The organism is Nonomuraea sp. NPDC023979 (assembly GCF_040639085.1).
In the GTDB taxonomy this organism is placed as follows: Bacteria; Actinomycetota; Actinomycetes; order Streptosporangiales; family Streptosporangiaceae; genus Nonomuraea; species Nonomuraea ceibae.
The window spans coordinates 154,526-179,456 of sequence record NZ_JBEZZG010000011.1 but is presented as its reverse complement, the minus strand read 5'-3'; the positions used below and the strand labels follow the sequence as shown (position 1 = coordinate 179,456).

Here is a 24,931-nt window from a genome sequence, read left to right as displayed (position 1 = left end):
ACCCATGATCACCCGGCGTGCGTTGTTCGCCGGGGGCGCGAGCGTGGGCCTCGCCGCCGCACTGAGCCCCGGCCCGGTGCGCGCGGCGGCCGCTCGCACCCCCCTGTCCGACCCCTTCCAGCTCGGCGTCGCCTCCGGCGAGCCCGCCTCCGACGGCGTGGTGCTCTGGACGCGGCTCGCCCCCGATCCCCTCGCCCTCGACGGCTTCGGCGGCATGCCGTCCCGTCCCGTCCCCGTCCAGTGGCAGGTCGCCAAGGACGAGAACTTCAAGCACGTGGTGCGCCACGGCGTCGAGATCGCCCGCCGCGAGGAGGCGCACAGCGTCCACGTGGAGCTCGACGGCCTCGACTCCGGCGCCGAGTACTTCTACCGCTTCCGCACCGGCGGCGAGATCTCCGAGACCGGCCGCACCGTCACCGCCCCGGCCCCCGGCGGGCGCAGCCGCGACCTGAACCTGTCGTTCACCTCCTGCGCCGACTACCAGAGCGGCTGGTTCACCCCGTACCGCAGGATGGCCGAGGACCAGCCCGACCTGATCGCCTTCCTCGGCGACTACATCTACGAGTACGGCGACTACAAGTACCCCGTCCGCGACCAGGCCGGCGGCGAGTGCCTGGACCTGGCCGGCTACCGGCTGCGCCACGCCCAGCACAAGGCCGACCCGGAGCTGCGCATGGCCCACGCGATCGCCCCCTGGGTGGTGGTGTGGGACGACCACGACATCGAGAACGGCTGGGCCGGCGACGTCCCCGAGCAGCCCGACCCGCCCTTCCTCAAGCGCCGCGCCGAGGCCTTCCAGGCGTACTACGAGAACATGCCGCTGCGGCGCGCCCAGCGGCCGGACGGGTCGTCGCTGCGCCTGCACCGCTCGATCCGCTGGGGCGCCGTGGCCAACCTGCACCTGCTCGACACCCGCCAGTACCGCGACCTGTACGCGTGCACCGGCCGCAGCGGCACCGTCGGCCCCGACTGCGCGGAACGTTTCGCGCCCAACCGCACCATCCTCGGCCAGGAGCAGGAGGCCTGGCTCGACGGTGAGCTGAAGGGCTCGCGGGCCACCTGGGACCTGCTCGGCCAGCAGGTCTTCATGATGGAGATGGACTGGACCAACGGCGAGGGCAAGGGCTACTCCAACGAGGGCTGGGACGGCTACGTCGCCTCCCGGGACCGCCTGGCCGCCGCCGTCGACACGTACGGGCGCAACGCCGTCGTGCTCACCGGCGACGTGCACTCCCACTGGGCGGGCGAGATCAAGCGCGACTACCGCGACCCGGAGTCGAAGTCCGTCGCCGTCGAGCTCGTCACCACGTCGGTCACCAGCGCGGGCAACGGCATGGACGAGTATCCCGACACGCGGAACCTGCTCGCCGAGAACCCGCACGTCAAGTTCTTCAACGGCCGCCGCGGCTACGTCCGCACCCGCATCAGCGAGCGCGAGATGAAGGTCGACTTCCGCTCGCTGTCGCGCGTGACCGAGCCGTACGCCCCGGCCTACACCTCCGGCTCCTTCGTCATCGAGCCGGGCACCCCCGCACTCAACCCGACCTGACGGGACCCCCATGCGCACCGCACCGGCCGCCCTCGCGGCGGTCCTCCTCACCATGCTCTCCGTCCCCTTACCCGCCGCCGCCCAGGCCCCCGCGGCGGGGCCGCCGATGGGCTGGAGCAGCCGCTCGCTCGGCTGCTCGGTCTCCGAGACGTCCGTCAGGGCCGCCGCCGACGCGCTCGCCCCGCTCGCGCCACTCGGCTACCGGTACGTCATCCTCGACGGCTGCTGGCTGGCCCCGCAGCGCTCCGGCGGCGCGCTGGCCGCCGACCCGGCCCGCTTCCCCTCCGGGATCGAGGCCCTGGCCGCGTACGTGCGCGGCAAGGGGCTCGACCTGGGCGTGAGCCTGTCGGCGGGCACCAAGGCGTGCGCCGGCGGCGGCCCGGGCTCTTACGGCTCCGAGGCCGCCGACGCCGCCCAGGTCAAGGCGTGGGGCGTCGGCTACGTCAAGTACGACTGGTGCGACATCCCCAAGGCCGACTTCCCCGGCCAGAACGTCGAGCGGATCGCCCGGACGCTCTACCCGCGCATGCGCCAGGCGCTCGGGGACGGCGTCGTGTTCGCGATGAACAACGAGGACGGCAGCACCGTCCCGTGGCTGTGGGGCAAGGAGGCCGGGGCCACCACCTGGCGGACCAACGTCTTCAACCGGCCCATCGCCGACAGCTACGCGACCATGGTCGACATCTGGGAGTTCAACCAGCTGCGCGCCGAGTACGCGGGCGCGGGAAGCTGGGCCGACCCCGACCTCATCCAGGCCGGGCTGGGCGGCATGACCGCCACCGAGTACCGCGCCCAGTTCTCCCTGTGGGCGATAGGCGCTGCCCCGCTGATCCTCCAGGCCGACCCGGCCAGGGCGCCGCGCGAGATCGTCGCCGACCCTGAGGTGATCGCCGTCGCCCGGGACCCGCTCGGCGCGCACGGCGCCCTGGCCCGCTCCGACGGCTGGTACCACGTGCTGGTCAAGCCGCTGGCGGGCGGCGACCGGGCGATCGTGCTGTTCAACGAGAGCGACCGGGCCGCGACGATCTCCACGGACCTCGGCCCCGGCCACCACCGGATCGAGGACCTGTGGACCGGCGCGGTGACCGGCAGCACCGGCGAGCTGGCCGCCCAGGTCCCCGCGCACGGCGCCGCCATGTACCGGGTGTCGGACGGCCGCGCCGGTACGCCGCTGGTCACGTTCGAGGTCGACCCGGCCGCGCTCGGCGACGACCGGCCCTCCGTGCTGGAGCCCGGCGCGACCGGCGAGATCGTCACCCGGGTGGTCAACACCGGCGCCACCGGCGCGCTGCGCGACCTGACCGTGACGCTGGCCGTACCCGAGGGGTGGCGGGCCGAGGCGCGCACGCCCGCCGCCACCGGCAGGCTGCGCGGCGGCGAGACGTTCGCCGTCACCTGGGCCGTCACCCCGCCCGGCGGCGCGGCGCTCACCGAGCACCGGCTCGCCGCCGTCGCCGCCTTCGCCGGCGGCCGGGTGCCGGGCGAGGCGGTCGTCAGGGTCGCGCGCGCTCCGGGCGCCGGCACCACCCACCTCAGCGACCTGACCTGGACGGCGGCCAAGAACCACTTCGGCCCCGTCGAGAAGGACGCCAGCAACGGCGAGCGCGCCGCCGGCGACGGCCGCCCGCTCACCATCGAGGGCGTCCGGTACGCCAAGGGGCTCGGCGCGCACGCGCCCGCCGAGATCGAGTACTACACCGCGGGCCGCTGCGCCACGGTCCGGTTCCTGGGCGGCGTCGACGACGAGGTCGGCCAGGCCGGCTCGGCCCGCTTCGAGGTGTGGGCCGACGGCGGGCGCGTCGCCGCCTCCGAGCTCGTCACCGGCGCCGACCCGGCCGTCGAGGTCACCGCCTCCGTCGAGGGCGCCCGCCACGTGCGGCTGGTCGCCACCAACGGCGGCGACAACGCCTACTCCGACCACGTCGACTTCGCCGACGCCACCGTCACCTGTCACTAGGGGGAAACCGTTCATGATCGTGCCCAAGCCCGTCCACTGCCAGGTCCTGCCGGGACGCTTCGTCCTCGGCCCGGACACCGCGCTCGCCGCCGATCCGGCGCTGCGCGCGGCGGCCGCCTGGCTGCGGAGCGAGATCGGCCCCGTGACCGGCGGCGACCTGCCGCCCGCCGCTCCGGGGCCGGGCACGATCACGCTCGCCCTGGCCGACCTGCCGCCCGAGGCGTACCGGCTGACCGTCGGCGAGGACGGCGTCCGGATCGCCGCGGGCGGCCCCGCCGGGGCGTTCTACGCGGCGCAGACGCTCAGGCAGCTCATGCCCCCGGCCGCCTTCCGCAAGGCCGGGCCCGGCGGCGAGCTGGAGATCAGGGCCGCCCACGTCGAGGACGAGCCGCGCTTCGGCTGGCGCGGCTGCCTCCTCGACGTGGCCCGGCATTTCATGACCAAGCAGGACCTGCTGAGGTTCGTCGACCTGATGGCCCTGCACAAGCTCAACGTGCTCCACCTGCACCTGACCGACGACCAGGGCTGGCGGGTGGAGATCCGCCGCCACCCCCGGCTCACCGGGGTCGGCGCCTGGCGCACGCAGAGCCAGACCGGCTGGAACGGGCCGTTCGACGGCCGCCCGCACGGCGGCTACTACACCCAGGACGACATCAGGGAGATCGTCGCCTACGCCGGGCAGCGCAACATCACCGTCGTCCCCGAGATCGACCTGCCCGGACACACCCAGGCCGCCATCGCCGCCTACCCCGAGCTCGGCAACCTGGACACGCCGCTGGAGGTGCGCACCGGCTGGGGCATCGGCACGAACGTGCTCAACGCCGAGGAGAGCACGATCCGGTTCTTCGAGGACGTCTTCGACGAGGTCCTGGAGCTGTTCCCGAGCCCGTACGTGTGCGTCGGCGGCGACGAGTGCCCCAAGCAGCAGTGGCGTGACAGCCCCGCCGCCCAGGCCCGCATCCGCGAGCTCGGCCTGGCCGGGGAGGAGGAGCTGCAGAGCTGGTACATCCACCGCTTCGACACCTACCTGAGCGCCCGCGGGCGGCGGCTCGTCGGCTGGGACGAGATCCTCGAAGGCGGGCTCGCGCCCGGCGCGGTCGTCGCCTCCTGGCGCGGCGACCTCGGCGCGGTCACCGCCGCCAGGAACGGCCACGACGTGATCAGCACCCCCAACACGTCGGTCTACTTCGACTACCGGCAGGGGCCGGGCGAGGACGAGCCGGTCCCGTTCGGCACCGTGCTCACGCTGGAGGACGTCTACGCCTTCGAGCCGATCCCCGCCGAGCTGCGCGGCGAGCCCGCCGCCGAGCGGGTGCTGGGCTCGCAGTGCGCCGTGTGGACCGAGCTCATCGACTCGCCGCGGCAGGTCGACTACATGGCCTTCCCGAGGCTGGCGGCCTTCGCCGAGACCGTGTGGAGCCCCGCCGGCCGGGACCTGCCGGACTTCCGCCAGAGGCTGGCCGCCCACCTGGAACGGCTGGACGCGATCGGCGTGGAGTACAGGCGGGAGAGCGGGCCGCTGCCCTGGCAGACCCGCCCCGGCGTGCCGGGCAGGCCGGAGACCGTCGACGGCTGGCAGTCGCAGCTCGACGCCTGGACGGCCAACCTGCGCCGCTAGACGTCAGGCGTTCGTACAATCTTGCCTCATGGTCTCCATTGTGGCGTTAACCGCCGCCCTCGCCCTGGGCATCCCCGGCGGCTTCATGCTGTACGAGAAGGACGCGGCCAAGCACGACCCGAACCCCGAGCACAGCTGGCAGGTCAGCGGCAGGACGAGCGCCCGGCTGGTCGTCAACCCGTGCCAGAAGGCCACGCTGGGCCGCGCCGGGCGCACCGCCGCCAAGACGCTCACCTACACGGCCGTGCCCGACTACTCCAAGTCCGAGCAGGTCATCCTCTACGGCTCGGCGGGGGCGGCGAAGAAGGCCGTGCGCGACCTGCGCGCGGCCGTGCGCGCCTGCGGCACCGCCGACTACCGCTACTCCTACCGTCCCGTACGGCTCGGCGACGAGGGCGTCTCGATCACCGGCCAGGCGTACCAGAGCAAGAAGCCGGCCATCGGCGGCGAGCGGGCCGTCGTGACGCGCCGCGCCAACGCGCTGATCGTCTACACGGTGTCGGGGGAGTGGGGCAAGCCCGCCGCCGCCGACTTCAAGCAGCAGACGAAGGACGCCAAGCGGATGCTCGGGAAGATTTGCCGCATCGCCGCCTGCTGACGGGAAATGTCCCGATCTTGAGACATTGTCATGACGCGTTGCCGAAGTACGCGACCGGAGAATAAGAGAACAGGCGTGTGCCGGAGCGCCCTTGCCAGTCCGTTCCGGCACACGGCTATCTCCCCTAGAGCCGGTTGAGCCCCGTCACGTGGACGACCGCGCGCCCCTCCTCGTCGGAGGCGGCCAGGTCGATCTGCGCGTCGATGCCCCAGTCTCCGTCGCCCGCCGGGTCCTTGATCGTCTGGCGCACCGTCCACAGCCCGCTCTCCTCCTCGATGCGCAGCAGCGCGGGCCCGCGCGCGTCGGCGTCGGTGAGGATCTCCTCGTGGTCGGCGTAGTAGGCGTCGAGCGCGGCACCCCAGTCGACGTCGGGAGCCAGCTCCTCCAGCTCCTCCTCCTTCTCCAGCGCGCACAGCTCCACCAGCCGGAACATCGCGTTGCGCACCAGCACCCGGAACGCCCGGGTGTTGCCCGTCACCGGCCGCACCTTCGTCTCCAGCGCCTCGCGCTCCTCCAGCGCCAGATCCGGGTTGGCCAGCTTCTCCCACTCGTCGATCAGGCTGGAGTCGACCTGGCGGACCAGCTCGCCCAGCCACTCGATGAGGTCGGTCAGGTCCTCGGTCTTCAGGTGCTCGGGCACCGTGCGCGACAGCGTCCGGTAGGCGTCGGCCAGGTAGCGCAGCACCGTGCCCTCCGACCGGGCCAGCTCGTAGAACTGGATGTACTCGCCGAACGTCATCGCCCGCTCGAACATGTCGCGCACCACGGCCTTCGGGCTGACCGTGTAGTCGCCCACCCACGGGTGGCCGCGCCGGTAGGTCTCGTACGCGCCGAGCAGCAGGTCGTCCAGCGGCATCGGGTACATGACCTCGGCCAGCGCCTCCATGCGCTCCTCGTACTCCATGCCGTCGGCCTTCATCTGCGCGACCGCCTCGCCCCTGGCCTTCTTCAGCTGGGCCGACAGGATCTGGCGCGGGTCGTCGAGGATCGACTCCACGATCGACACCATGTCGAGCGCGTAGCTCGGCGACTCGCGGTCGAGCAGGTCGAAGGCGGCCAGCGCGAACGTCGACAGCGCCTGGTTGAGCGCGAAGTCGTCCTGGAGCTGGATCGTCAGCCGGGCCCTGCGGCCCTGCTCGTCGGGCTCGGCGAGCTGCTCGACCACGCCGCCCGCCAGCAGCGACCGGTAGATGGCGATGGCCTGGCTGATGTGCCGCCGCTGCCACTTGCGGTCCTCGTGGTTGTCGGTCAGCAGGTGCTTCATCGCCTGGAAGCAGTCGCCCGGCCGGTTGATCACCGCCAGCAGCATCGCGTTGCTCACCTTGAAGCGCGAGTTGAGCGGCTCGGGCTCGGCCTGCTGGAGCTTCTCGAACGTCTCCTCGCTCCAGCCGACGAACCCCTCCGGCGGCTTCTTGCGGGCATAGCCGCGCCGCCGCTTCGGGTCGTCGCCGATCTTGGCGAGGGCCTTGGCGTTCTCGATGTCGTGCTCGGGCGCCTGGCAGGCCACGTAGCCGATCGTGTCGAACCCGGCCCGGCCCGCCCGGCCGGCGATCTGGTGGAACTCGCGGGCGCGCAGCCGGCGCACCTTGTTGCCGTCGTACTTCGACAGCGCCGTGAACAGCACCGTGCGGATCGGCACGTTGACGCCGACGCCCAGCGTGTCGGTGCCGCAGATGACCTTGAGCAGCCCGGCCTGCGCCAGCCGCTCCACCAGCCGCCGGTACTTCGGCAGCATGCCGGCGTGGTGCACGCCGATGCCGTGGCGCACCAGCCGCGACAGCGCCCGGCCGAAGCGGGTGGTGAAGCGGAAGCCGCCGATCATCGCGGCGATGGCCTCCTTCTCCGCCTTGGAGGCCATGTTGATGCTCATCAGCGCCTGGGCCCGCTCCATCGCCGCCGCCTGCGTGAAGTGCACCACGTAGACGGGAGCCTGGCCGGTGGAGAGCATCTCCTCCAGCGACTCGTGCAGCGGCGTCATCCGGTAGGAGTAGACCAGCGGGACCGGCCGCTCGGCGTGCTTGACCACGGCCGTCGGCCGCCCGGTGCGCCGGGTCAGGTCGCGCTCGAACATCGAGACGTCGCCGAGCGTCGCCGACATCAGGATGAACTGCACGTTCGGCAGCTCCAGCAGCGGCACCTGCCAGGCCCAGCCCCGGTCGGGCTCGGCGTAGAAGTGGAACTCGTCCATCACCACCTGGCCGATGTCGGCCGCCGCGCCGTCGCGCAGCGCCACGTTGGCCAGGATCTCGGCGGTGCAGCAGATGATCGGCGCGCCCGCGTTGACGCTCGCGTCGCCGGTCATCATGCCGACGTTCTCGGTGCCGAAGATCGCGCACAGGTCGAAGAACTTCTCCGACACCAGCGCCTTGATCGGCGCGGTGTAGAAGGTGCGCACGTCCCGGGTCAGGGCGGCGAAGTGGGCCCCGGCGGCCACCAGGCTCTTGCCCGAGCCGGTCGGCGTGGCCAGGATCAGGTTGCTGCCCGACACCACCTCGATCAGCGCCTCCTCCTGGGCGGGATAGAGGGTGAGCCCCCGTTCGGAGTTCCAGGACGCGAAGGCGTCGAAAATGGCGTCGGGATCGGCGTCGATCTCTTCCGGCAGGCGGTCAACGAGAAGGCTCACACCCCTATCCTGCCGAAGTTCACCGCGTGGTCGAACCGGCGCCCTCACATCCGGGTGCGCGGCCCGGTCAGGAGCAGCCCGCCGAGGACCGCGATGACGCCCAGGAACGGCACCCCGCCGGGCGCGAACCCGGCGACCGTGAGCGCCAGCAGCCCGCCGCCCGTCAGCGCCGCCGACGTGAGCGCCGTCGCCCAGGTGGCTCGCCCGTACGGCAGCGCGGGCGGCTCCTCGAACCGGGAGAACCAGCGCAGCAGCGGCCACAGCAGCAGGCACAGCGCGCCGAACCACACCGGCCATCCGGCCAGCCAGAACGCGCTGCCCGGCGTGGGCGTCTGGACCCGCATCGCCACCACGACCACGCCCGTCACCGCGAACAGCGCCGGCATGTGCCACAGGTAGGCGGTCATGATGCGCGGCCCGGCCCAGGCCAGCACCCGCGTCAGCGGCAGCCGCACGATCCACGGCCGCAGCAGCGCCGCCAGCCCCACCTGCCCGAACGAGACGGCCAGCATCGCCAGCGTGGGCGGCGCCATGTTCGACATCTCCGCGCCGGGCAGCCCGATCATGCTGCCGGGGTAGGGCCCGTACGCCACCAGGAGCGCCGCCGCGCCGAAGCCGCCCGCCGCCATGAGCACGGGCAGCCGCAGCCGGCCGCCGGCGTACAGGAAGCCGAGCTGGTGCACCGCCAGCCACACGAACACGATGTTCGCGTAGCCCAGCGCGTCCACGCCGGTCGAGAAGCGCACCACGTCGGTCAGCACCGCGGCCGCCGCCAGCACGGCCACCACCCGCCACCCGTGCGCGGCGTGCAGCCGCAGCAGGTACGGCGTCGCCGTCACCGCGATCAGGTAGACCGCCAGGAACCACAGGAGCTGCCCGGTGAGGCGAGCCCCCACCTCCAGCGGCTGCTCCGGCACGCCCAGCGTCATCAGCACGTGGGGCAGCGGCAGCCACACCGCCGCCAGCGGCAGCAGCGGCCACGCCAGCCTGCGCACCCGCGTGACGATCCACTGCGGCCCGCCGTGCGCCGCCCGCCCGAAGCTGATCGCGTTGGCCGCCCCGCCCGCGAAGAACACCAGCGGCATCACCTGGCTGATCCACGTGACCACCCACACGCCCGGCTCGGCCAGCGCGTTGCCGGTGGTCAGCCGCGCCCCGTCGTAGTCCAGGACCGGGATCGTCCAGTGCTGCAGCACGACCAGCGCCATCCCGAACACCCGCAGGATGTCGATGAACGGGTCCCTGGCCCGGCGCGGGGAACCGGTGCGCGCCGGCTGCTCGGGCAGGGCGGGCCGCTCCAGCAGGACGGTCATGGAAGCCTCGTTTCATCGGGGGTGGGGCGATGTCCCAAGGCTTCCGTCCGGGCGGCTCGCGCACATTGCCGCGAACCACCGTCTTGCGGTCGTCCCGCCACCACCCCGGGGGTGGGGCTGGCCCTACCATCGCAAGACCGGCGCACCGGTTCGAAAACGGCTTTCCGGGGCTCTAGCGTGGAGGCATGCGCTCCCTGATTCGGCGGGTCATGCTCGACACCCGCTACACCCTGGTGGGGTTCCCCACCACGCTGATCGGCTTCGCCGTCACCCTGGTCGGCCTGTCCGCCGGCGTCGGCACCGCCGTGGTGTGGATCGGCGTGCCGGTGCTCGCGGCCACCCTTTTGGCTGCCAGGGGATTCGCCGACGCGGAGCGCGGCTGGCTGTCCGACGTGCTCAAGCGGCCCCCGGTGCGGCCCCGCTACAAGCCGGCCCCGCCCGGGGCGGGCCGCTTCCGGCGGATCGTCAACCCGCTCACCAGCGGGCAGTCCTGGCTCGACCTGCTGCACTCCATCGTGAACTTCCCGCCCGCGCTGATCGCGTTCGTGCTCACCGTGGTCTGCTGGGCGCTGCCGCTTGCCGGCCTGACCTACCCGATCTACGGGCTCATCACCTCACGCATCGAGGACAACGTGGAGCTGCCCGAGCTGCTCGGCCTGGGCGACGGCTACCTGATCAACTCGATCTTCTACGTGGCGCTGGGGCTGCTGTTCCTGCTCATCCTGCCCTTCACCGTGCGCGGGGCGGCGCTGGTGCGCGCCGGGCTCGGCCGGGCCCTGCTCACCGGCGTCGCCGAGCTGCAGGAGCGCATCGACGACCTGGCCCAGGGCCGCGCCGCCGCCGTGTCGGCCGAGGCCAACGCGCTGCGCAAGCTGGAGCGCGACATCCACGACGGGCCGCAGCAGCGCCTGGTGTCGCTGGCCATGGAGCTCTCGCGGGCCCAGCGGCAGCTGAAGAAGGACCCCGAGGCCGCCCAGGCCACGCTCACCTCCGCGATCTCCGCCACCCGCGAGACGCTCGACGAGCTGCGCGCGCTCTCGCGCGGCATCGCCCCGCCCATCCTGTCCGACCGCGGCCTGGCCCCGGCGCTCGCCGCCCTGGCCGGGCGCTCGATCGTCCCCGTCGAGCTGGACGTGCGCGCCACCGGCCGGTACGAGGCCGCGGTGGAGAACGCCGTCTACTTCGTCGTCGCCGAGACCCTCACCAACGTCGCCAAGCACAGCCAGGCGAGCGTGTGCACCATCCGCCTCACCCACACCGACGACGCCCTCGTGCTGACGATCGTGGATGATGGGGTCGGCGGCGCCCACGTCGCCAAGGGACATGGTCTCGCCGGGCTGGCCGACCGGCTCCGCGCGGTCGACGGGGAGCTGGAGGTGCACTCGCCCGACGGCGGGCCGACAGTGATAGCAGCGGAGGTACCGTGCGCGTAGTCGTGGCCGATGACGCGGTTCTGATCAGGGAGGGCCTGGTCAGGCTGCTCGAGGAGTTCGGCTGCGAGGTGGTCGCGACCGTCGGTGACGGCGACGGCCTCGTCGAGGCGGTGGCCGAGCACCGGCCCGACGTGTCGGTGGTGGACGTGCGCATGCCGCCGTCGTTCACCGACGAGGGGCTGCGCGCCGCCGTGGAGGCGCGCCGCCGGGTGCCGGGCGCGCCGGTGCTCATCCTGTCGCAGTACGTCGAGGTCTCCTACGCCGACGACCTGCTCGCCGACGCCCGGGGCGCGGTGGGCTACCTGCTGAAGGACCGGGTCGTCGACGTGGACGAGTTCATGGAGGGCCTGCGGCGGGTCGCCGCAGGCGGGACCGTGTTCGATCCGCAGGTGGTGTCGCAGTTGATGGTGCGCAGGCGCAAGGACGACCCGCTGGCCCAGCTCACACCGCGGGAGCGTGAGGTGCTCGGCCTGATGGCGGAGGGCAAGTCCAACCCCGCGATCGGCCGCCAGCTCGTGATCAGCGACGGGGCCGTGGAGAAGCACATCAGGAGCATCTTCAGCAAGCTCGGCCTCTACGCCGACGACAGCGACCAACATCGGCGCGTGCTCGCGGTGCTGGCCTACCTGCGCAGCTGAGCCCCGGCCCTCCCGGGGGCGGCACCGGGGAGGTCCCTGGCGGGGGCGTCGCGGATCTCTCCGGGAGGCGGCCGGTGATGCGGAGGGGTGTGCCGGTCTCCTGGAGCGTTGCCGGCCGGTCCGCGCGGCGCTGCGCGCGGACCTGGCCGCCCGGCCGGTTTAGCCGAGCGCGTCGACCAGCTTCTTGCGCTGCTGGGCGCCCAGGCCGCCGAGGCGGCGCTTCTCGTCGACGCCCGCCTCCTCCATGAGCGCGGTGGCCTTGGCCGGGCCGACGCCCTTCACGGCGCGCAGGGCCTGCGACACCTTGATCTTCTTGGCGATGTCGTCATCGCGCTCCAGCAGCTGCGAGAACGACAGCTCGCCGGTCTTGACCTTGGCGAGCAGGGCGGTGCGGGCGGCGCGAGCCTCCGCGGCCTTCTCCAGCGCGGCCTTGCGCTGCTCTGGGGTAAGAGTGGGAAGTGCCATCTGCTGTTCTCTCCTCGGGGAGTTGACGATCGGGGTTTCTGTTACCCGTAGTGCAGTGGCTAATCATGGCGGATACCAGCGGTTCGTGTTGCCCAAAGCGCCCGGTCAACGTGTCCGCCACACCGAGGCGGCCGCTTCGGCGCACGCCTGGTCCTGCTCCGGGGTGCCGCCGCTGACCCCCACGCCGCCGGCCACGCACCCGCTCCGGCCGCGGCCGGACCACAGCGGCAGACCGCCCGGAGTGCGCTCCCACGGCCCGGCTCCCGGGCCGCCCGTCCCCGACAGCTCGGCCGTCGGCCTGCGGTGGGCCGCGGCGGCGCTCGCCCGGCCGGGCGCGAGCGTGGTGCCGGCGAACCCCGCACCCGCCATACGCTGGAAAGACACCAGATGTCCGCCCGCGTCGACCACCGCCACGGAGATCGCCGAACCCTCCCGGGAAGCCTGCCGCAACGCCGCCTCGCACATGCGCAACGCGATCTCCAGATCCATCGGCCGTCCCCCTCGCGTCAGGTCACCTGCCTGCTCGACGCCTCACCGCCGCCGCCGGTGCACAGACCCGCCGGGATCGCCGTACGGATCACGTACGGGATGGTCGTTTTGAGCCTTAAAGCGTGCTTTCTAGCGATATTTCGTGGTATGCATCACACTGTGCTCCCGGGCGTGTCGCGGGCGAGCCAGCCGGCCAGGCCCTCCGGGGTCAGGAACGCGTCGAAGACCGACTCCATCGCGCCCACCAGCGAGGCGCGCCGGCCCAGCGCGGCCGGGGTGACGAGCGGCGGGCGCTCGCGGCGGATCGTCATCAGCCCGCCCGTCAGCGACTCCGCCAGCACCGCGCCGGCCTGTCCGTGCAGGTCGGCGGCCAGCCCGGAGAGCGTCACCACCTCCGGGTCGTGCGCGTTGACCAGGGCGGCCGCGCCCCGGCCGAGCGCCCGCGCGGCGGCCGCCACCGCGCGCGCCGCGGCCGGCTCGCCCGCCCGCGCCGCGGCCATCACCCGCTCGGCCTGCTCGCGGCCCCGGCCGCCGCCGTGGGCCAGGCCCATGTGACGCAGCAGCGCGTTCGCGCCCACGTCGAGCGCCCAGCAGCCCGTCGCGCCGCACGCGCACGGCAGCGAGCCACCGGTCAGCGGCATGTGGCCGAACTCGGCGCCCATCCCGCCGGCGCCCTCCAGCGGCCGGCCGCCGACGACGAGCACCCCGCCCAGGTCGAAGTCCACGTGCAGGTGCAGGCCGACGCCGACGCCGCGCAGCAGCCCGCGCCTGGCCTCGGCCAGCCCGGCCAGCGCGGTGTCGTTGCCGACCCGGACCCAGCCGGGTGGCAGCCCCAGCAGGGCGGGCACGTCGACCGCGCGCCAGCCCAGGTGCGGCACGTCCGCCCGGCCGCCGGGGCCGATCGGGCCCGCCACCGCCACGCCGGCGCCCACGGCCCGTCCGCGAAGGCGCGCCCGGTGCTCGCGCAGCGCGGCCCCCAGCGGCTCCAGCGCGCCGCGCGGGGTGCCGTCGTGGCCGCGCACCTCCAGCACGGCCGTCCGGCCGCCCAGCTCGCACGCCGCCAGCTCCCAGGCGTCCTCCCGCAGGTCGGCGGCCAGCACGACGGGACCTCGCGGATGTGGCCCCGGCACCATCGTCGGGCGGCCCCTGGCCTGCTCCGGGGCCGGCTCCTCGTGCAGCAGCGCGTCCTCGGCCAGACCGCCGACCAGCACCGACGCGGTGCCCCTGGCCAGCTCCAGATCGCGGGTGAGCCGCGACCGGGTCAGCGTGGCCCCGCCGTCGTGCACGGCGCGCAGCAGCCGCACCCGGTTGTGCGCGCGCAGCTCGCCGGTCGTCGTCGCTCCACTGTTCCCAGACATCGTGACTCTCATTATGCTCTAGACGTGAACAAAAGACGCGATGACGCTCGACGTGCCCGTATCGGGGTGTTCGGTTTCTTCTTCCTGGCGGGACTCGTCATGGGCCTGTGGGCGGCCGGGCTGCCGTCGCTGAACGACCGGCTGGACCTCGGCCCGGCCCGGCTGGGCAGCGTGCTGCTGCTCATCTCGGGCGGCGCGCTGGTGTCGATGCTCGTGGCCGGGCCGCTGGTCGACCGGTGGTCCAGCCGGGCGGTGTGCTGGTTCGCCGGGCCGGCGTCGGCCGTGGTACTGCTCGGGCCCGCGCTCGCGCCCGACTACCTGTGGCTGGCGGTGCTGGCGGTGCTGTTCGGCCTGGGGCTGGGCGTCACCGAGGTGGCCATGAACGCCCACTCGGTCGAGGTCGAGCGGCGTTACGCGCGGCCGATCATCTCGGCGTTCCACGGCACCTGGAGCCTCGGCGGGGCGGCCGGCGGCGCGATCACCGCCCTGGTGCTGCAGGCCGGGCTGGACGCCCAGGCGCTGCTCGTCGTGGCGGGCGTGGTGGTGCCGTTCCTGTACCTGCCGGCGGCGCGGCTGCTGCTGCCCGACCCGCCCGCGCACGCCGCCGAGCAGCAGGCCGCCCGGTCCGGGTCGCCGCTGAAGTGGGGGCTGATCGCGCTGCTCGGCGTCGCCGCCTTCGCCGGGCACCTGGCCGAGGGCGCCGCGATCGACTGGGCCGCGCTGCACGCCCGCTGGGTCCTCGACGCCGACCCGGCAGCCGCGCCGCTGGCCTACACGGTCTTCGCCGTCGCCATGACCACCATCCGCCTGCTGGGCGACCCGATCCGGGCCCGCCTCGGCTCGATCCGCACCATCCAGCTTGCCGGGCTGCTCGCCACCTGCGGCTACGTGCTCGTGCTCGCCGCCCCGGCGACCGGCTCGCTCGCGCTGGCCTGCGCCTGGACCGGCTGGGCCCTGGCGGGCGTCGGCCTCGCCACCGTCGTGCCGGTGATCTTCAGCGCGGTCGGCGCCGCGGGCGGGCCCGTCGGCAAGGCGCTGTCGCTGGTGACGGCCTTCGGCTACAGCGGGCTCCTGGTCGGCCCCGCCGTGCTCGGCTACGTGGCGGAGGCGTCCTCGCTGCCGATCGCGCTGATCGTGCCCGCCGTCCTGTCGGCCGTCGTGGCGCTCACCGGGGCCCCGTCCATCCGTTCGCTCGACCGGCTGACGCCGGCCCCCGACCCGGTGCCCGCCTCGGCCCGCGACTGACGCTCCGTAGCCGTCCGCCTGGCCCCGATTTGGGAAACAGCCCCCTGACCTGGTGTTATGGGATCGTGACTTGACCCTGCGGTTACGGGGGCTGTTTCATGTGCCAAACACCGTAAACGTTTACAGCAGGTGTCTGAAATCGTTTACGAATCTGGAAGGACAGCCTTGGCCGACGGACCCACGATCACCACGATCGCCGAGCGCGCCGGTGTCTCCATCGCCTCGGTGTCGCGGGTGCTCAACGGCCTGCCGACCAGGCAGGAGACCGTGCGCAAGGTGATGGCCGCCGCCGACGAGCTCGGCTACGTGCGCAACGCCGTGGCCCGCTCGCTCAAGTCGCGCCGCACCCACCAGGTCGCCTTCGCCATGGCCGACGTCGGCAACCCCGCCTACCTCGCCATGCTGCGGCAGATCCAGCCCGTGCTCAAGGCCGCCGGCTACCGGCTCGTGCTGCACTCCACCGACGCCGTGGCCGCCGACGAGATCGACGTGCTGCACAGCCTCGGCGAACGCTACGTCGACGGGCTCATCATGAGCCCGCTGCGCGTCACCGAACAGCACCTGCAGATGCTGCGCGCCGCCCGCGCCCCCGTCGTGATCATCGGATCGGTGCCGGAGGGCACCCCGGTCGACAACGTGCGTGCCGACTCGCGCACCGGCGTCAAGCTGGCCGTCGACCACCTGCACGCGCTCGGGCGGCGGCGCATCGGCATGGTCAACGGCCCGCTCGACACCGTGCCCGGCGCGGCCCGCGGCGCCGCCTACCGCGAGGCGCTGGAGACGCTCGGGCTGCCCTACGACGAGAACCTGGTCGAGATCGGCGACTTCTACCGCGCCGAAGGCGCCCGGGCCGTCGCCGAGCTGCTGCTCCGCGAGCCCGGGGTCGACGCGCTCATGTGCGCCAACGACCTCATCGCGCTCGGCGCGCTCGACGTGCTGCGCGCCGCCGGCCGGCGGGTGCCCGAGGACGTGGCCGTGGTCGGCATGGACGACACCGACCTGGCCGCGGCCTCCTGGCCGTCGCTGACCAGCGTCTCGCTCGGCTCGGCCGAACGCGGCAAGGCCGCGGCCGAGCTGCTGCTGGACCGGCTGCAGCACGGCGACCGCGAGCCCCGCCTGGTGACGGTCCCGCCCCGCCTGGCGGTGCGCGCCTCGACGACGGGGGAGGAGCCCTACCCGGCTTCCCGGGCGGCGGGCCGTACACGAGCTGACAAGAGGGAGGGGGGCAGGTCATGACGGCCACCGCGACGAAGCCGGCGCCGCCGGCGCGGCACGCGCGCGGCCGGCAGCGGCCGAGGCAGACCCGCGAGATGTGGGTGCTGATGCTGCCGGCGCTGGTGCCGGTGGTGCTGTTCAGCGTGGGCCCGCTGCTGTACGGGATCGGGCTGGCGTTCACCGACGCCGAGGCCGGGCGCAACCACGAGACGAGCTTCGTCGGCCTGGAGAACTTCGCCGACCTGCTCGGCGACGGCGACTTCTGGTCGTCCATGCGGATCGGCCTGATCTGGTCGGTCACCGTGACCGTGCTGCAGTTCCTCGCCTCGCTGGGGCTGGCGCTGCTGCTCAACCAGAAGCTGTTCCTGCGCGGCCTGGCCCGGGTGCTCGCCGTCGTGCCGTGGGCGATGCCGCCCGTGGTCATCGGCCTGATGTGGCGGCTCGTCTACCACCCCGACGCCGGCATCGTGAACAGCACGCTCGGCACCGACATCAACTGGCTGGCCGACTTCTCCTGGGCGCTGCCCGCCATCATCGTCATGGGCATCTGGAGCGGCATGCCGCAGACCACCGTGGTGCTGCTGGCCGGCCTGCAGAACGTGCCCAGGGAGCTGTACGAGGCCGGCGCGATGGACGGCGCGGGCACCTGGCGCAAGTTCTGGAGCATCACGCTGCCCCAGCTGCGCCCCATCATCGTCACCATCACCTCGCTCGACTTCGTGTGGAACGTCAACCAGTTCAGCCTGGTCTACGTGCTCACCCAGGGCGGGCCCGGCGGGCAGACGCGGCTGCCGATGCTGTTCGCCTACGAGGAGGCGTTCCGCTACGGCTTCTTCGGCTACGCGGCCGCGCTCGGCGTCAGCATCGTCATCGTCGTGCTCGGCCTGCTCGGCGTCTATCTGTGGCGGCAACTGAGGGAGGCGTCATGAAGAAGATCCCCCAGTACGTCGCGCTGCTGGCGTACATGGTGTTCCTGGCCTTCCCGCTGGTGTGGCTGCTGTCGACGGCGCTGAAGACGCCGCAGGAGATGGCGAGCCTCGACCCCACGTGGATCCCGCGCAGCCCGACGCTGGCCAACTTCTCCGACGCGTTCAGCGAGCAGGACCTCGTCGGGGCCGGGCTGCGCAGCCTGGTCGTGGCCCTGGCCAGCTCGGCGCTGACGGTGGCCGTGGCGCTGCCCGCCTCCTACGCGCTGGCCCGCTACCAGGGCGCGCTCAAGCGGGTCGCGCTCGGCTGGGTGCTCGTCAGCCAGGTGTTCCCGTTCATCCTGATCATCATCCCGCTGTTCATGGTGCTGCGGCAGCTCGACCTGGTGAACACCCTGCCGGGACTCGTCGTCGTGCACGTGACGTTCACGCTGCCGTTCGCGCTGTGGATGCTCCAGGGCTACGTGCGCTCGGTGCCGCGCGAGCTGGAGGAGGCCGCCTCCGTCGACGGGGCGACCCGGCTGCGGGCGATCGTCAGCGTCGTCGCGCCGCTGCTCGCGCCCGGCGTGGTGGCGACACTGCTGTTCTCGTTCATCTCCTCGTGGAACGAGTTCCTGTTCGCGCTCGTGGTCCTGAAGGACCCGGACGTGATGACGCTCCCCCTGACGCTGGTGAGGTTCACCGGCCCGGAGGGCGTGTCGAGGCTCGGCCCGCTCGCCGCGGCGTCGCTCATGGCGACGATCCCGAGCCTGATCTTTTTCGCAATCATCCAGCGCAGGCTGAGGTCAGGTCTGATGGCCGGCGCTGTGAAGGGCTAGGAGGGCTCACATGCGTATCAAATCCGCGTTGGCTGCGGCGGCGGTCGTCGCGCTGGCCGCCGGGTGCGGCGGCAGCGGCGGGGACAGCGGGTCCTCCGGCACCCCGAACGAGCCGGTCAAGCTCGACTTCCTCAGCCTCGCCTGGCAGAAGGAGTCGGTCGCGGCCAACAAGGCGCTCGTCGAGGAGTGGAACAAGGCCAACCCGAACATCCAGGTCACCTACGTCCAGGGCAGCTGGGACAACGTCAACGACCAGCTCGTCACCTCCTTCGAGGGCGGCGACGCGCCGGACGTCATCCACGACGACTCCCCGGCGCTGTCCGGCTTCGCCTCCAAGGGCTACCTGCTCGACCTGACCGGCAAGGTGCCGGACGAGCTCAAGTCCGACATCCCGCAGGCCGCCTGGGACACCGTCACCTTCGACGACGGCAAGGGCAACCAGGGCGTCTACGGCGTGCCGTTCCTGCAGGAGTCGCAGGTCATCATCGCCAACAAGAAGCTCCTGGACGCCGCCAAGGTGCGCATCCCCACCGCCGGCGAGCCGTGGACGTGGGACGAGTTCGCCGAGGTCAGCAAGAAGCTCACCAAGGGCGACACGTTCGGCGTCGCCTGGCCGATGAAGTCGCCCGTCAACAAGACGCTCAACCTGGCGCTCAACTTCGGCGGCACCTTCTTCCAGACGGGCGCCGACGGCAAGACCACCGTCAAGGTCGGCGCGGAGGAGAAGGAAGTCCTCCAGCGCATCCACGACCAGCTCTACAAGGACAAGACGGCCGACACCTCGGCGCTCGGCATGGGCACCGCCGACCCGCTGCCCGGCTTCTTCGCCGACAAGTACGCGATGCTGCCCGTCGGCGTCTACCTGCGCCAGCAGGTCGCCGAGCAGGCGCCCGACGGCTTCGAGTGGGTGACGCTGCCGCCGCTCAAGGGCACCACCACCGAGCAGGGCGCGGTCTCCCAGACGCTGTCCATCGCCGCCGACAGCAAGCACCCGGAGGAGGCCATGAAGTTCATGGCGTTCTTCCTCAACGGCCCCAACCAGGCCAAGCTCGCCAAGGGCGACTGGCTGCTGCCGACCTCGCAGAAGGCCGCCGCCGACCCCGCCATCACCACCGAGGAGAACGGCTGGGACGTGGCCACCGCCTCCGCCAAGAGCCTCGTCGTCGCGCCGTTCCTCAAGGTGAACGGGTTCGACGAGTGGAAGAGCAAGGTCGCCACGCCGGTGCTGCAGGAGTTCTTCGCCAACAAGATCACCCTGGACGAGGCGGCCAAGCGGCTCGTCGAGGAGGGCAACGGGGTGCTGGAGCGGTACCAGCGGTGACGTATCGCGACAGGGCCCGGGGGTGTCTGCTCGGCCTGGCGGCCGGCGACGCCCTCGGGGCGCCCGCCGAGAACCTGACCCCCGCCGAGATCCGCCGCCGCTGGGGGCGGCTCACCGAGATCGAGGGCGGCGGCACCGACGACACCGAGTACGCCATCTTCGCCGCGTCGCTGCTGGTGGCGCACGGGCACGACCTGACCCCGGCCGACGTGGCCGCCGCCTACCGGGAGCGGATCATCCCGCTGGTGACCGGGCCGATGCGCGGCGCCGGGTTCTCCGAGCTCGGCACCATCGAGGCGCTGCGCCGCGGGCTGGAGCCGCCGCTGACCGGGATGGTGCACCAGCACGGCTGGTCCGACGGGCTGGCCATGCGGGCCGCGCCGTACGGGATCTTCTGTCCCGGCGACCCGGCGGAGGCGGCGCGGCTGGTCGAACAGGACGGGCTCGTCAGCCAGTCGGGCGAGGGCATTCTCGGCGGCCGCGCGGTCGCCGGGGCGGTCGCCGCCGCCATGGGCGGCGCCGCGCCGGGCGACGCGGTCGGCGCGGCGCTCGCGGTGGTGCCCGCCGATTCCTGGACGGCGCGGGCGATCGGCCGCGCTGTCGCGGTGCTGGAACGGTCCGGCCCGCCGTCCCCGGACGGCGACGACGGGCCGCTGGTCGAGGCGCTGCACGAGGCCGTCGTCGTCCGCCACTACCCGTGGACCGACGTGGCGCCGGAGGCCGTCGCGCTGGCGCTGGCCGCCTACCTGGCGGGCGGCGGCCAGGTGGAGGCGTCGGTGACGTTCGGGGTCTCCCTGGGCCGCGACGCCGACACCATCGGCGCCATCGCCGGAGCCGTCGCGGGCGCGACCTCCGGAGAGGGCGGCGTGCCCGGGCGGTGGGCGGCCCGCATCGGCCCGGTCACCGGGAAATGCCTGCCCGTCGTGGCCGGGAAGCACGTGCTGGACGTCGCCGACGAGCTGGCCGGGGCCGTGGCAGACACGAGAGGACGCTGAGGACGATGTCGGGGGACAGGATCACGGGGGCCTTCGCCGGGCTCGCCGTGGGCGACGCCGCGGGCTGGCCCGCGAGCAGGCACCGGGCGGCGCTGCACGCGCCGTGGAGCCGGCGCCTGCACCGCGAGCTCGACGCGTTCGCCGAGGAGCACCAGGTCACCACGCTGCCGGTGCCGTTCGCGCTCAACCAGCCGATCGCGCCGCTGGCCGTCGGCCCGTCCGACGACGCCGAATGGCTCGCCTGGACGGCGCTCACCATCGACCGGCCCCGCGCCGAGGCGTTCCGCGCCCTGGCCGGCCGCGACGACATCCGGACGCGCGTGTCCGTGGCCACCGCGCTGGACAACCTCGCCCGGGGCGTCGAGCCGCCCGCGAGCGGCCACGACAACCCGCACCACTTCGACGACGCCGCCGCCGTCCGGGCGGTCGCCTTCGGCGCGCTCGGCCGCGACCCCGGCGACGACGCCCGGGTCACCAACGCGGGCGACGGCGTCCTCGGCGCGCTCGCGATGGCGGCGGCCGTGGCCGAGGCGGTCGCCACCGGCTCGGCCACCCGCGCGGTGGCCGCCGCGCTGGACGTCCTGCCCGAGGACACCGCCATCGGGCACAACGCCCGCGTGGCGCTGGCGGCGGCCCGCGCGGCGGGCGACCCGTTCGCGGCGGTGCCCGCGCTCGACGCCGCGCTGCTCGACCACGTCTACAGCTACGGGGTGGGCGCCGCGCAGACGGTGCCCGTGGCGCTGGCCCTGACCGAGGCCGCCCAGGGGGCGCTCGTCCGGGCCGTGCCGGCCGCGGCCTGCCTGGCCGCGCTCGCCGACTCCGCGCCGGCGCTGACCGGCGCGATCACCGGCGCCTGCGGGGGGTACGGTGCGATCCCGGAGGGGTGGACCGCATCGGCCCGCAGGCTGGCCGGCTGCTGCCTGCCCGAAACGGCAGGCCAGGATCTCATCGACATTGTGGAGGGACTTTCATGACGCCGCTTGACGACAGGGCGATCGGCTGCGTGGCGGGGGCGGCGGTCGGTGACGCGCTGGGCGGCGCCACCGAGGGGTGGACCCCCGAGCAGATCGTCGAACGCTACGGCGGCCAGGTCGAGGGCATCGTGCCGCCGTTCAACGAGGACTGGCGCAACGCCCGGCCCATCGCCCCGTACCACAAGGGCGACGGCCACATCACCGACGACACCCTGATGACGCACGCGCTGATCCGCGTCTACGAGAAGGTCGGCGGCCACCTCGGCGCGTACGCGATGGCCGAGCACCTGGTGCCCGAGCTCATGGGGCAGCGCCAGTGGATCCCCGAGCTGGAGGCCGAGGCGCTGCCGCTGCAGCGGATCTTCCTGGCCGAGAAGTGGATCGTGGCCCGGCTGCACTACGGGCACGTCGACCCGCGCGAGGCGGGCGTCGGCAACATCGTCAACTGCGGCGCCGCCATGTACGTCGCCCCGGTCGGCATCGTCAACGCCGCCGACCCCGACGCCGCCTACGCCGAGGCCATCGACCTGACCGGCGCCCACCAGTCCAGCTACGGCCGCGAGGCCGCCGGCGTCATGGCCGCCGCCGTCGCCGAGGCCATGCGGCCCGGCGCCACCCCCGACTCCGTCGTCGCCGCCTGCCTGCGCCTGGCCAAGGACGGCACCCGCGCCGCCATCGAGGCCGTGTGCGAGGCGGCCCGCGGCCTCGGCCACTGGGACGGCTCGTTCGCCACGCTGCGCGCCGCCATGCGCCCGTACGACACCGTCGCCGACACCTACCGCGACCAGGGCCTCGGCGCCCGCCGCCCGAGCCGCACGCACAGCATCGAGGAGCTGCCGCTGGCGCTGGCCTTCCTCGTCATCGCCAAGGGCGACTACCGCGACACCGTGCTCGGCGGCGTCAACTACGGCCGCGACGCCGACTCCATCGCCTCGATGGGCGGCGCGATCGCGGGCGCGCTCGGCGGCCTGGCCGCCGTCCCCGCCGAGTGGGTCGAGCAGGTGGGCACGGCCAGCCGCACCGACATCGTCGGGCCCGGCCGCGTCATCGCCGAGGTGGCGCGCCGCGTCCACGCCGGCGACCTGGCCCGCCGCCGCGCCCACGAGGCGGCCTTCGCCGGTCTCCTGGAGGACTGACATGATCCGGCTGACCTGGGTGCAGCCCGAGGACCTGGTGGGGCACGAGCTCCGCCAGGCCGCAGAGGACGGCCGTGACGCGAGCGCCGTCGCGGCGCGCTGGCACGCCGCCGGGGGGCACGACGCGCCGCCGCGCGCCGGCGCCTCCGAGCCCGGGGCGCAGCGGCTGCGCGGCCTGGCCGAGGAGCTGCTGGACGAGCTTGCCGCCGTCCCGTCCCCGCTCGACGAGCCCGGCGACCTGGCCGCCGTCATCGACGCCTGCCCCGGCTGGCCGGCGCCCAGGCCCGGCGCCGCCGTCTCCCCGGAGCGGGTGCTGGGCGCCTGGCAGGGCCGGGCGGCGGGCTGCGTGCTCGGCAAGCCGGTGGAGAAGATCCCCCGCGCGGGCATCAGGGAGATCGCCGAGGCCACCGGCAACTGGCCGATCCGCGGCTGGTTCACCGCCGAGGGGCTGCCCGCCGACGTGGCCGCGCGCTGGCCGTGGAACCGGCGCAGCGCCGTCAACTCCCTGGCCGAGAACATCGACGGCATCCCCGAGGACGACGACCTCAACTACCCGCTGCTCGCCCTGTCCCTGCTCGAACGGCACGGGCGAGACTTCACCACCGGCGACGTGGCCAAGCTGTGGCTCGACGAGCTGCCCGCCGGGCGCACGTTCACCGCCGAGCGCGTCGCCTACCGCAACCTACTCGCCGGGATCGAGCCGCCCGCGACCGCCACCTACCGCAACCCGTTCCGGGAGTGGATCGGCGCGCTGATCAGGGCCGACGTGTACGGGTGGGTCAACCCGGGCGACCCGGGCGCGGCGGCCGGGCTGGCCTGGCGCGACGCCCGGCTCACCCACACCGCCAACGGCGTCTACGGCGCCATGTTCGTGGCGGCCATGTGCGCCTCCTCGATGGTCGCCGGCAGCGTGGAGGAGGTCGTCGAGGCCGGGCTGTCCGTGGTGCCGCCGCGCTCCCGGCTGCACCGGGCCGTCCGCCAGGCGGTCGACGACGCCGGACGCGAGAGCGACTTCGAACGCGTCGTCGACCGGCTGCACGAGCGGCACGGCGGCCTGCACTGGGTGCACACGATCAACAACGCCGCCCTCGTCGCCGCCACGCTCGTGCACGGCCGGGGCGACTTCACCGCCACCATCGCCGGGGCGGTCGCCGGAGGCTGGGACACCGACTCGGCCGGCGCCACCGCGGGCTCCGTCGTGGGCGCGCTCAACGGCGGCGTCCCCGCCCGGTGGCGCATGCGCGACAGCCTGGCCAGCAGCCTGACCGGCTTCGACGGCATCACGCTGGAGGAGTTGGCCCGCCGCACGCAGGAGATGATGACCTCATGATCTCGGTATTCGGCAGCGCGAACATGGACCTCGTGGCGTACGTCTCCCAGGCTCCCAAACGGGGCGAGACGGTGACGGGCCGGGAGTTCCGCACCATCCCCGGCGGCAAGGGCGCCAACCAGGCCATCGCCGCCGCCCGCGCGGGAGCCCGGGTGGCCTTCCTCGGCGCGGTCGGCGACGACGCCTTCGGCGCCGAGATGCGCGACACGCTCGCCGGGGCCGGCGTGGACGTCGCCCTGCTGCGCCAGGTGTCCGGCAGGTCCGGCATCGCGCACATCGTGGTCGACGACGACGGCGGCAACTCGATCATCGTGGTGCCGGGCGCCAACGGCACCGTCGTGGGGCCGACCGAGGAGGAACGCGCCGTCATCGCCGCCTCCCAGGCGCTGCTGCTGCAGCTCGAACTGCCCATGGAGGCCGTCGTCGCCGCCGCCGGGGCCGCCCGCGAGGCCGGGGTGCCCGTCATCCTGACCCCGGCGCCGTCCCAGCCGCTGCCCGCCGCCCTGCTCGACGCGGTCACGCTGCTGCTGCCCAACGAGCACGAGGCCGCCGACATCACCGGCGCCGCCGACCCGGAGGCGGCGATGGACGCGCTGCTGCAACGGGTCGACGAGGCCGTCATCACGCTCGGCTCCGAGGGCGCCCTGTACGGCGGGCGCACGGGGGAGCGGCTGCGCGTGCCGGCCGTCAAGGTCAGGGCGGTCGACACCACGGCCGCCGGCGACACCTTCGCCGGGGCGTTCGCGGTGGCCCGCGCCGAGGGGCGGGAGGCGGCCGGCGCGCTGCGGTTCGCCTCGGCGGCGGCGGCGCTGTCGGTGCAGCGGGAGGGCGCCAGCACCTCGATGCCCACCCGCGCCGAGATCGACGCCGCCCTGGCCTGAGCTCGGCGCCCTGGCCCGGGAGGGACGCCGCCCTGGCCTGACCGCTGGC

At 73.5% G+C, this 24,931-nt stretch carries 21 protein-coding genes; 16 read left to right on the top strand and 5 right to left on the bottom strand.

The features are described 5' to 3' along the window. Positions 1 to 4 precede the first annotated feature (4 nt). From AB0G11_RS21405 to AB0G11_RS21390, 4 genes are read left to right on the top strand one after another with little or no spacing between them, the layout of a single operon-like run. Complete coding sequence (locus AB0G11_RS21405; protein ID WP_357587607.1) at positions 5 to 1,549, top strand: alkaline phosphatase D family protein; 1,545 nt, start codon at positions 5 to 7, stop codon at positions 1,547 to 1,549. A 10-nt stretch (positions 1,550 to 1,559) separates the two neighbouring features. Continuing rightward, complete coding sequence (locus tag AB0G11_RS21400; RefSeq protein ID WP_357587605.1) at positions 1,560 to 3,506, top strand: NPCBM/NEW2 domain-containing protein; 1,947 nt, start codon at positions 1,560 to 1,562, stop codon at positions 3,504 to 3,506. Between the two features lie 13 nt (positions 3,507 to 3,519). Next, positions 3,520 to 5,124 carry a beta-N-acetylhexosaminidase gene (locus AB0G11_RS21395; protein WP_357587603.1) on the top strand — a complete coding sequence of 535 codons (1,605 nt, stop codon included), beginning with the start codon at positions 3,520 to 3,522 and terminating at the stop codon, positions 5,122 to 5,124. 28 nt (positions 5,125 to 5,152) lie between these two features. Next, positions 5,153 to 5,722 (top strand): hypothetical protein, encoded by a 570-nt coding sequence (locus AB0G11_RS21390; protein ID WP_219519214.1) that lies wholly within the window; start codon positions 5,153 to 5,155, stop codon positions 5,720 to 5,722. A gap of 124 nt (positions 5,723 to 5,846) precedes the next feature. Here AB0G11_RS21390 and AB0G11_RS21385 read toward each other — a convergent pair whose 3' ends face one another. Further along, positions 5,847 to 8,345: a DUF3516 domain-containing protein gene (locus AB0G11_RS21385; RefSeq protein WP_357587601.1), complete on the bottom strand. Its 2,499-nt coding sequence runs from the start codon at positions 8,343 to 8,345 to the stop codon at positions 5,847 to 5,849. A gap of 44 nt (positions 8,346 to 8,389) precedes the next feature. Next, a complete protein-coding gene (locus AB0G11_RS21380) occupies positions 8,390 to 9,658 on the bottom strand; it encodes an acyltransferase (protein WP_219519210.1) in 1,269 nt (422 codons plus the stop codon). Between the two features lie 185 nt (positions 9,659 to 9,843). Here AB0G11_RS21380 and AB0G11_RS21375 point away from each other — a divergent pair, with 185 nt between their 5' ends. Both AB0G11_RS21375 and AB0G11_RS21370 read left to right on the top strand, forming a co-directional pair. Then, entirely contained in the window at positions 9,844 to 11,091 is a 1,248-nt protein-coding gene (locus AB0G11_RS21375; protein WP_357587599.1) for a sensor domain-containing protein, read from the top strand. After that, positions 11,082 to 11,729: a response regulator transcription factor gene (locus AB0G11_RS21370; protein WP_219519206.1), complete on the top strand. Its 648-nt coding sequence runs from the start codon at positions 11,082 to 11,084 to the stop codon at positions 11,727 to 11,729. The genes AB0G11_RS21375 and AB0G11_RS21370 overlap by 10 nt, the downstream gene beginning before the upstream one ends. 159 nt (positions 11,730 to 11,888) lie before the next feature. Here AB0G11_RS21370 and mihF read toward each other — a convergent pair whose 3' ends face one another. The 3 genes from mihF to AB0G11_RS21355 form a co-directional block, all read right to left on the bottom strand. Further along, entirely contained in the window at positions 11,889 to 12,194 is a 306-nt protein-coding gene (gene mihF, locus AB0G11_RS21365; protein WP_049567253.1) for an integration host factor, actinobacterial type, read from the bottom strand. Between the two features lie 105 nt (positions 12,195 to 12,299). Beyond that, on the bottom strand, positions 12,300 to 12,683 hold the full coding sequence (locus tag AB0G11_RS21360) for a heme-binding protein (protein WP_219519204.1): 384 nt from the start codon (positions 12,681 to 12,683) through the stop codon (positions 12,300 to 12,302). Between the two features lie 152 nt (positions 12,684 to 12,835). After that, positions 12,836 to 14,041 carry an ROK family protein gene (locus AB0G11_RS21355; RefSeq protein ID WP_357587597.1) on the bottom strand — a complete coding sequence of 402 codons (1,206 nt, stop codon included), beginning with the start codon at positions 14,039 to 14,041 and terminating at the stop codon, positions 12,836 to 12,838. Positions 14,042 to 14,065: 24 nt separating this feature from the next. On the opposite strand from AB0G11_RS21355, the gene AB0G11_RS21350 reads away from it, so the two are divergent. From AB0G11_RS21350 to rbsK, 10 genes are all read left to right on the top strand, one after another. Further along, positions 14,066 to 15,286 carry an MFS transporter gene (locus AB0G11_RS21350; RefSeq protein ID WP_357587595.1) on the top strand — a complete coding sequence of 407 codons (1,221 nt, stop codon included), beginning with the start codon at positions 14,066 to 14,068 and terminating at the stop codon, positions 15,284 to 15,286. Between the two features lie 165 nt (positions 15,287 to 15,451). Further along, complete coding sequence (locus tag AB0G11_RS21345; RefSeq protein WP_219519719.1) at positions 15,452 to 16,522, top strand: LacI family DNA-binding transcriptional regulator; 1,071 nt, start codon at positions 15,452 to 15,454, stop codon at positions 16,520 to 16,522. After that, a complete protein-coding gene (locus AB0G11_RS21340) occupies positions 16,519 to 17,430 on the top strand; it encodes a sugar ABC transporter permease (RefSeq protein ID WP_219519717.1) in 912 nt (303 codons plus the stop codon). The genes AB0G11_RS21345 and AB0G11_RS21340 overlap by 4 nt, the downstream gene beginning before the upstream one ends. Continuing rightward, positions 17,427 to 18,245 carry a carbohydrate ABC transporter permease gene (locus AB0G11_RS21335; protein WP_219519715.1) on the top strand — a complete coding sequence of 273 codons (819 nt, stop codon included), beginning with the start codon at positions 17,427 to 17,429 and terminating at the stop codon, positions 18,243 to 18,245. The genes AB0G11_RS21340 and AB0G11_RS21335 overlap by 4 nt, the downstream gene beginning before the upstream one ends. A 10-nt stretch (positions 18,246 to 18,255) precedes the next feature. Next, on the top strand, positions 18,256 to 19,566 hold the full coding sequence (locus AB0G11_RS21330; protein WP_357587593.1) for a sugar ABC transporter substrate-binding protein: 1,311 nt from the start codon (positions 18,256 to 18,258) through the stop codon (positions 19,564 to 19,566). Next, positions 19,563 to 20,561 (top strand): ADP-ribosylglycohydrolase family protein, encoded by a 999-nt coding sequence (locus AB0G11_RS21325; RefSeq protein WP_357587591.1) that lies wholly within the window; start codon positions 19,563 to 19,565, stop codon positions 20,559 to 20,561. Before AB0G11_RS21330 ends, AB0G11_RS21325 begins: the two co-directional genes overlap by 4 nt. A 5-nt stretch (positions 20,562 to 20,566) precedes the next feature. Next, positions 20,567 to 21,535: an ADP-ribosylglycohydrolase family protein gene (locus AB0G11_RS21320; protein ID WP_357587589.1), complete on the top strand. Its 969-nt coding sequence runs from the start codon at positions 20,567 to 20,569 to the stop codon at positions 21,533 to 21,535. Beyond that, on the top strand, positions 21,532 to 22,671 hold the full coding sequence (locus tag AB0G11_RS21315; protein ID WP_219501974.1) for an ADP-ribosylglycohydrolase family protein: 1,140 nt from the start codon (positions 21,532 to 21,534) through the stop codon (positions 22,669 to 22,671). Before AB0G11_RS21320 ends, AB0G11_RS21315 begins: the two co-directional genes overlap by 4 nt. A 1-nt stretch (position 22,672) precedes the next feature. Beyond that, complete coding sequence (locus AB0G11_RS21310) at positions 22,673 to 24,001, top strand: ADP-ribosylglycohydrolase family protein (RefSeq protein WP_357587587.1); 1,329 nt, start codon at positions 22,673 to 22,675, stop codon at positions 23,999 to 24,001. Further along, positions 23,998 to 24,882, top strand: coding sequence for a ribokinase (gene rbsK / locus AB0G11_RS21305; RefSeq protein ID WP_219501978.1), 885 nt, complete (start codon positions 23,998 to 24,000; stop codon positions 24,880 to 24,882). The genes AB0G11_RS21310 and rbsK overlap by 4 nt, the downstream gene beginning before the upstream one ends. Positions 24,883 to 24,931 lie beyond the last annotated feature (49 nt).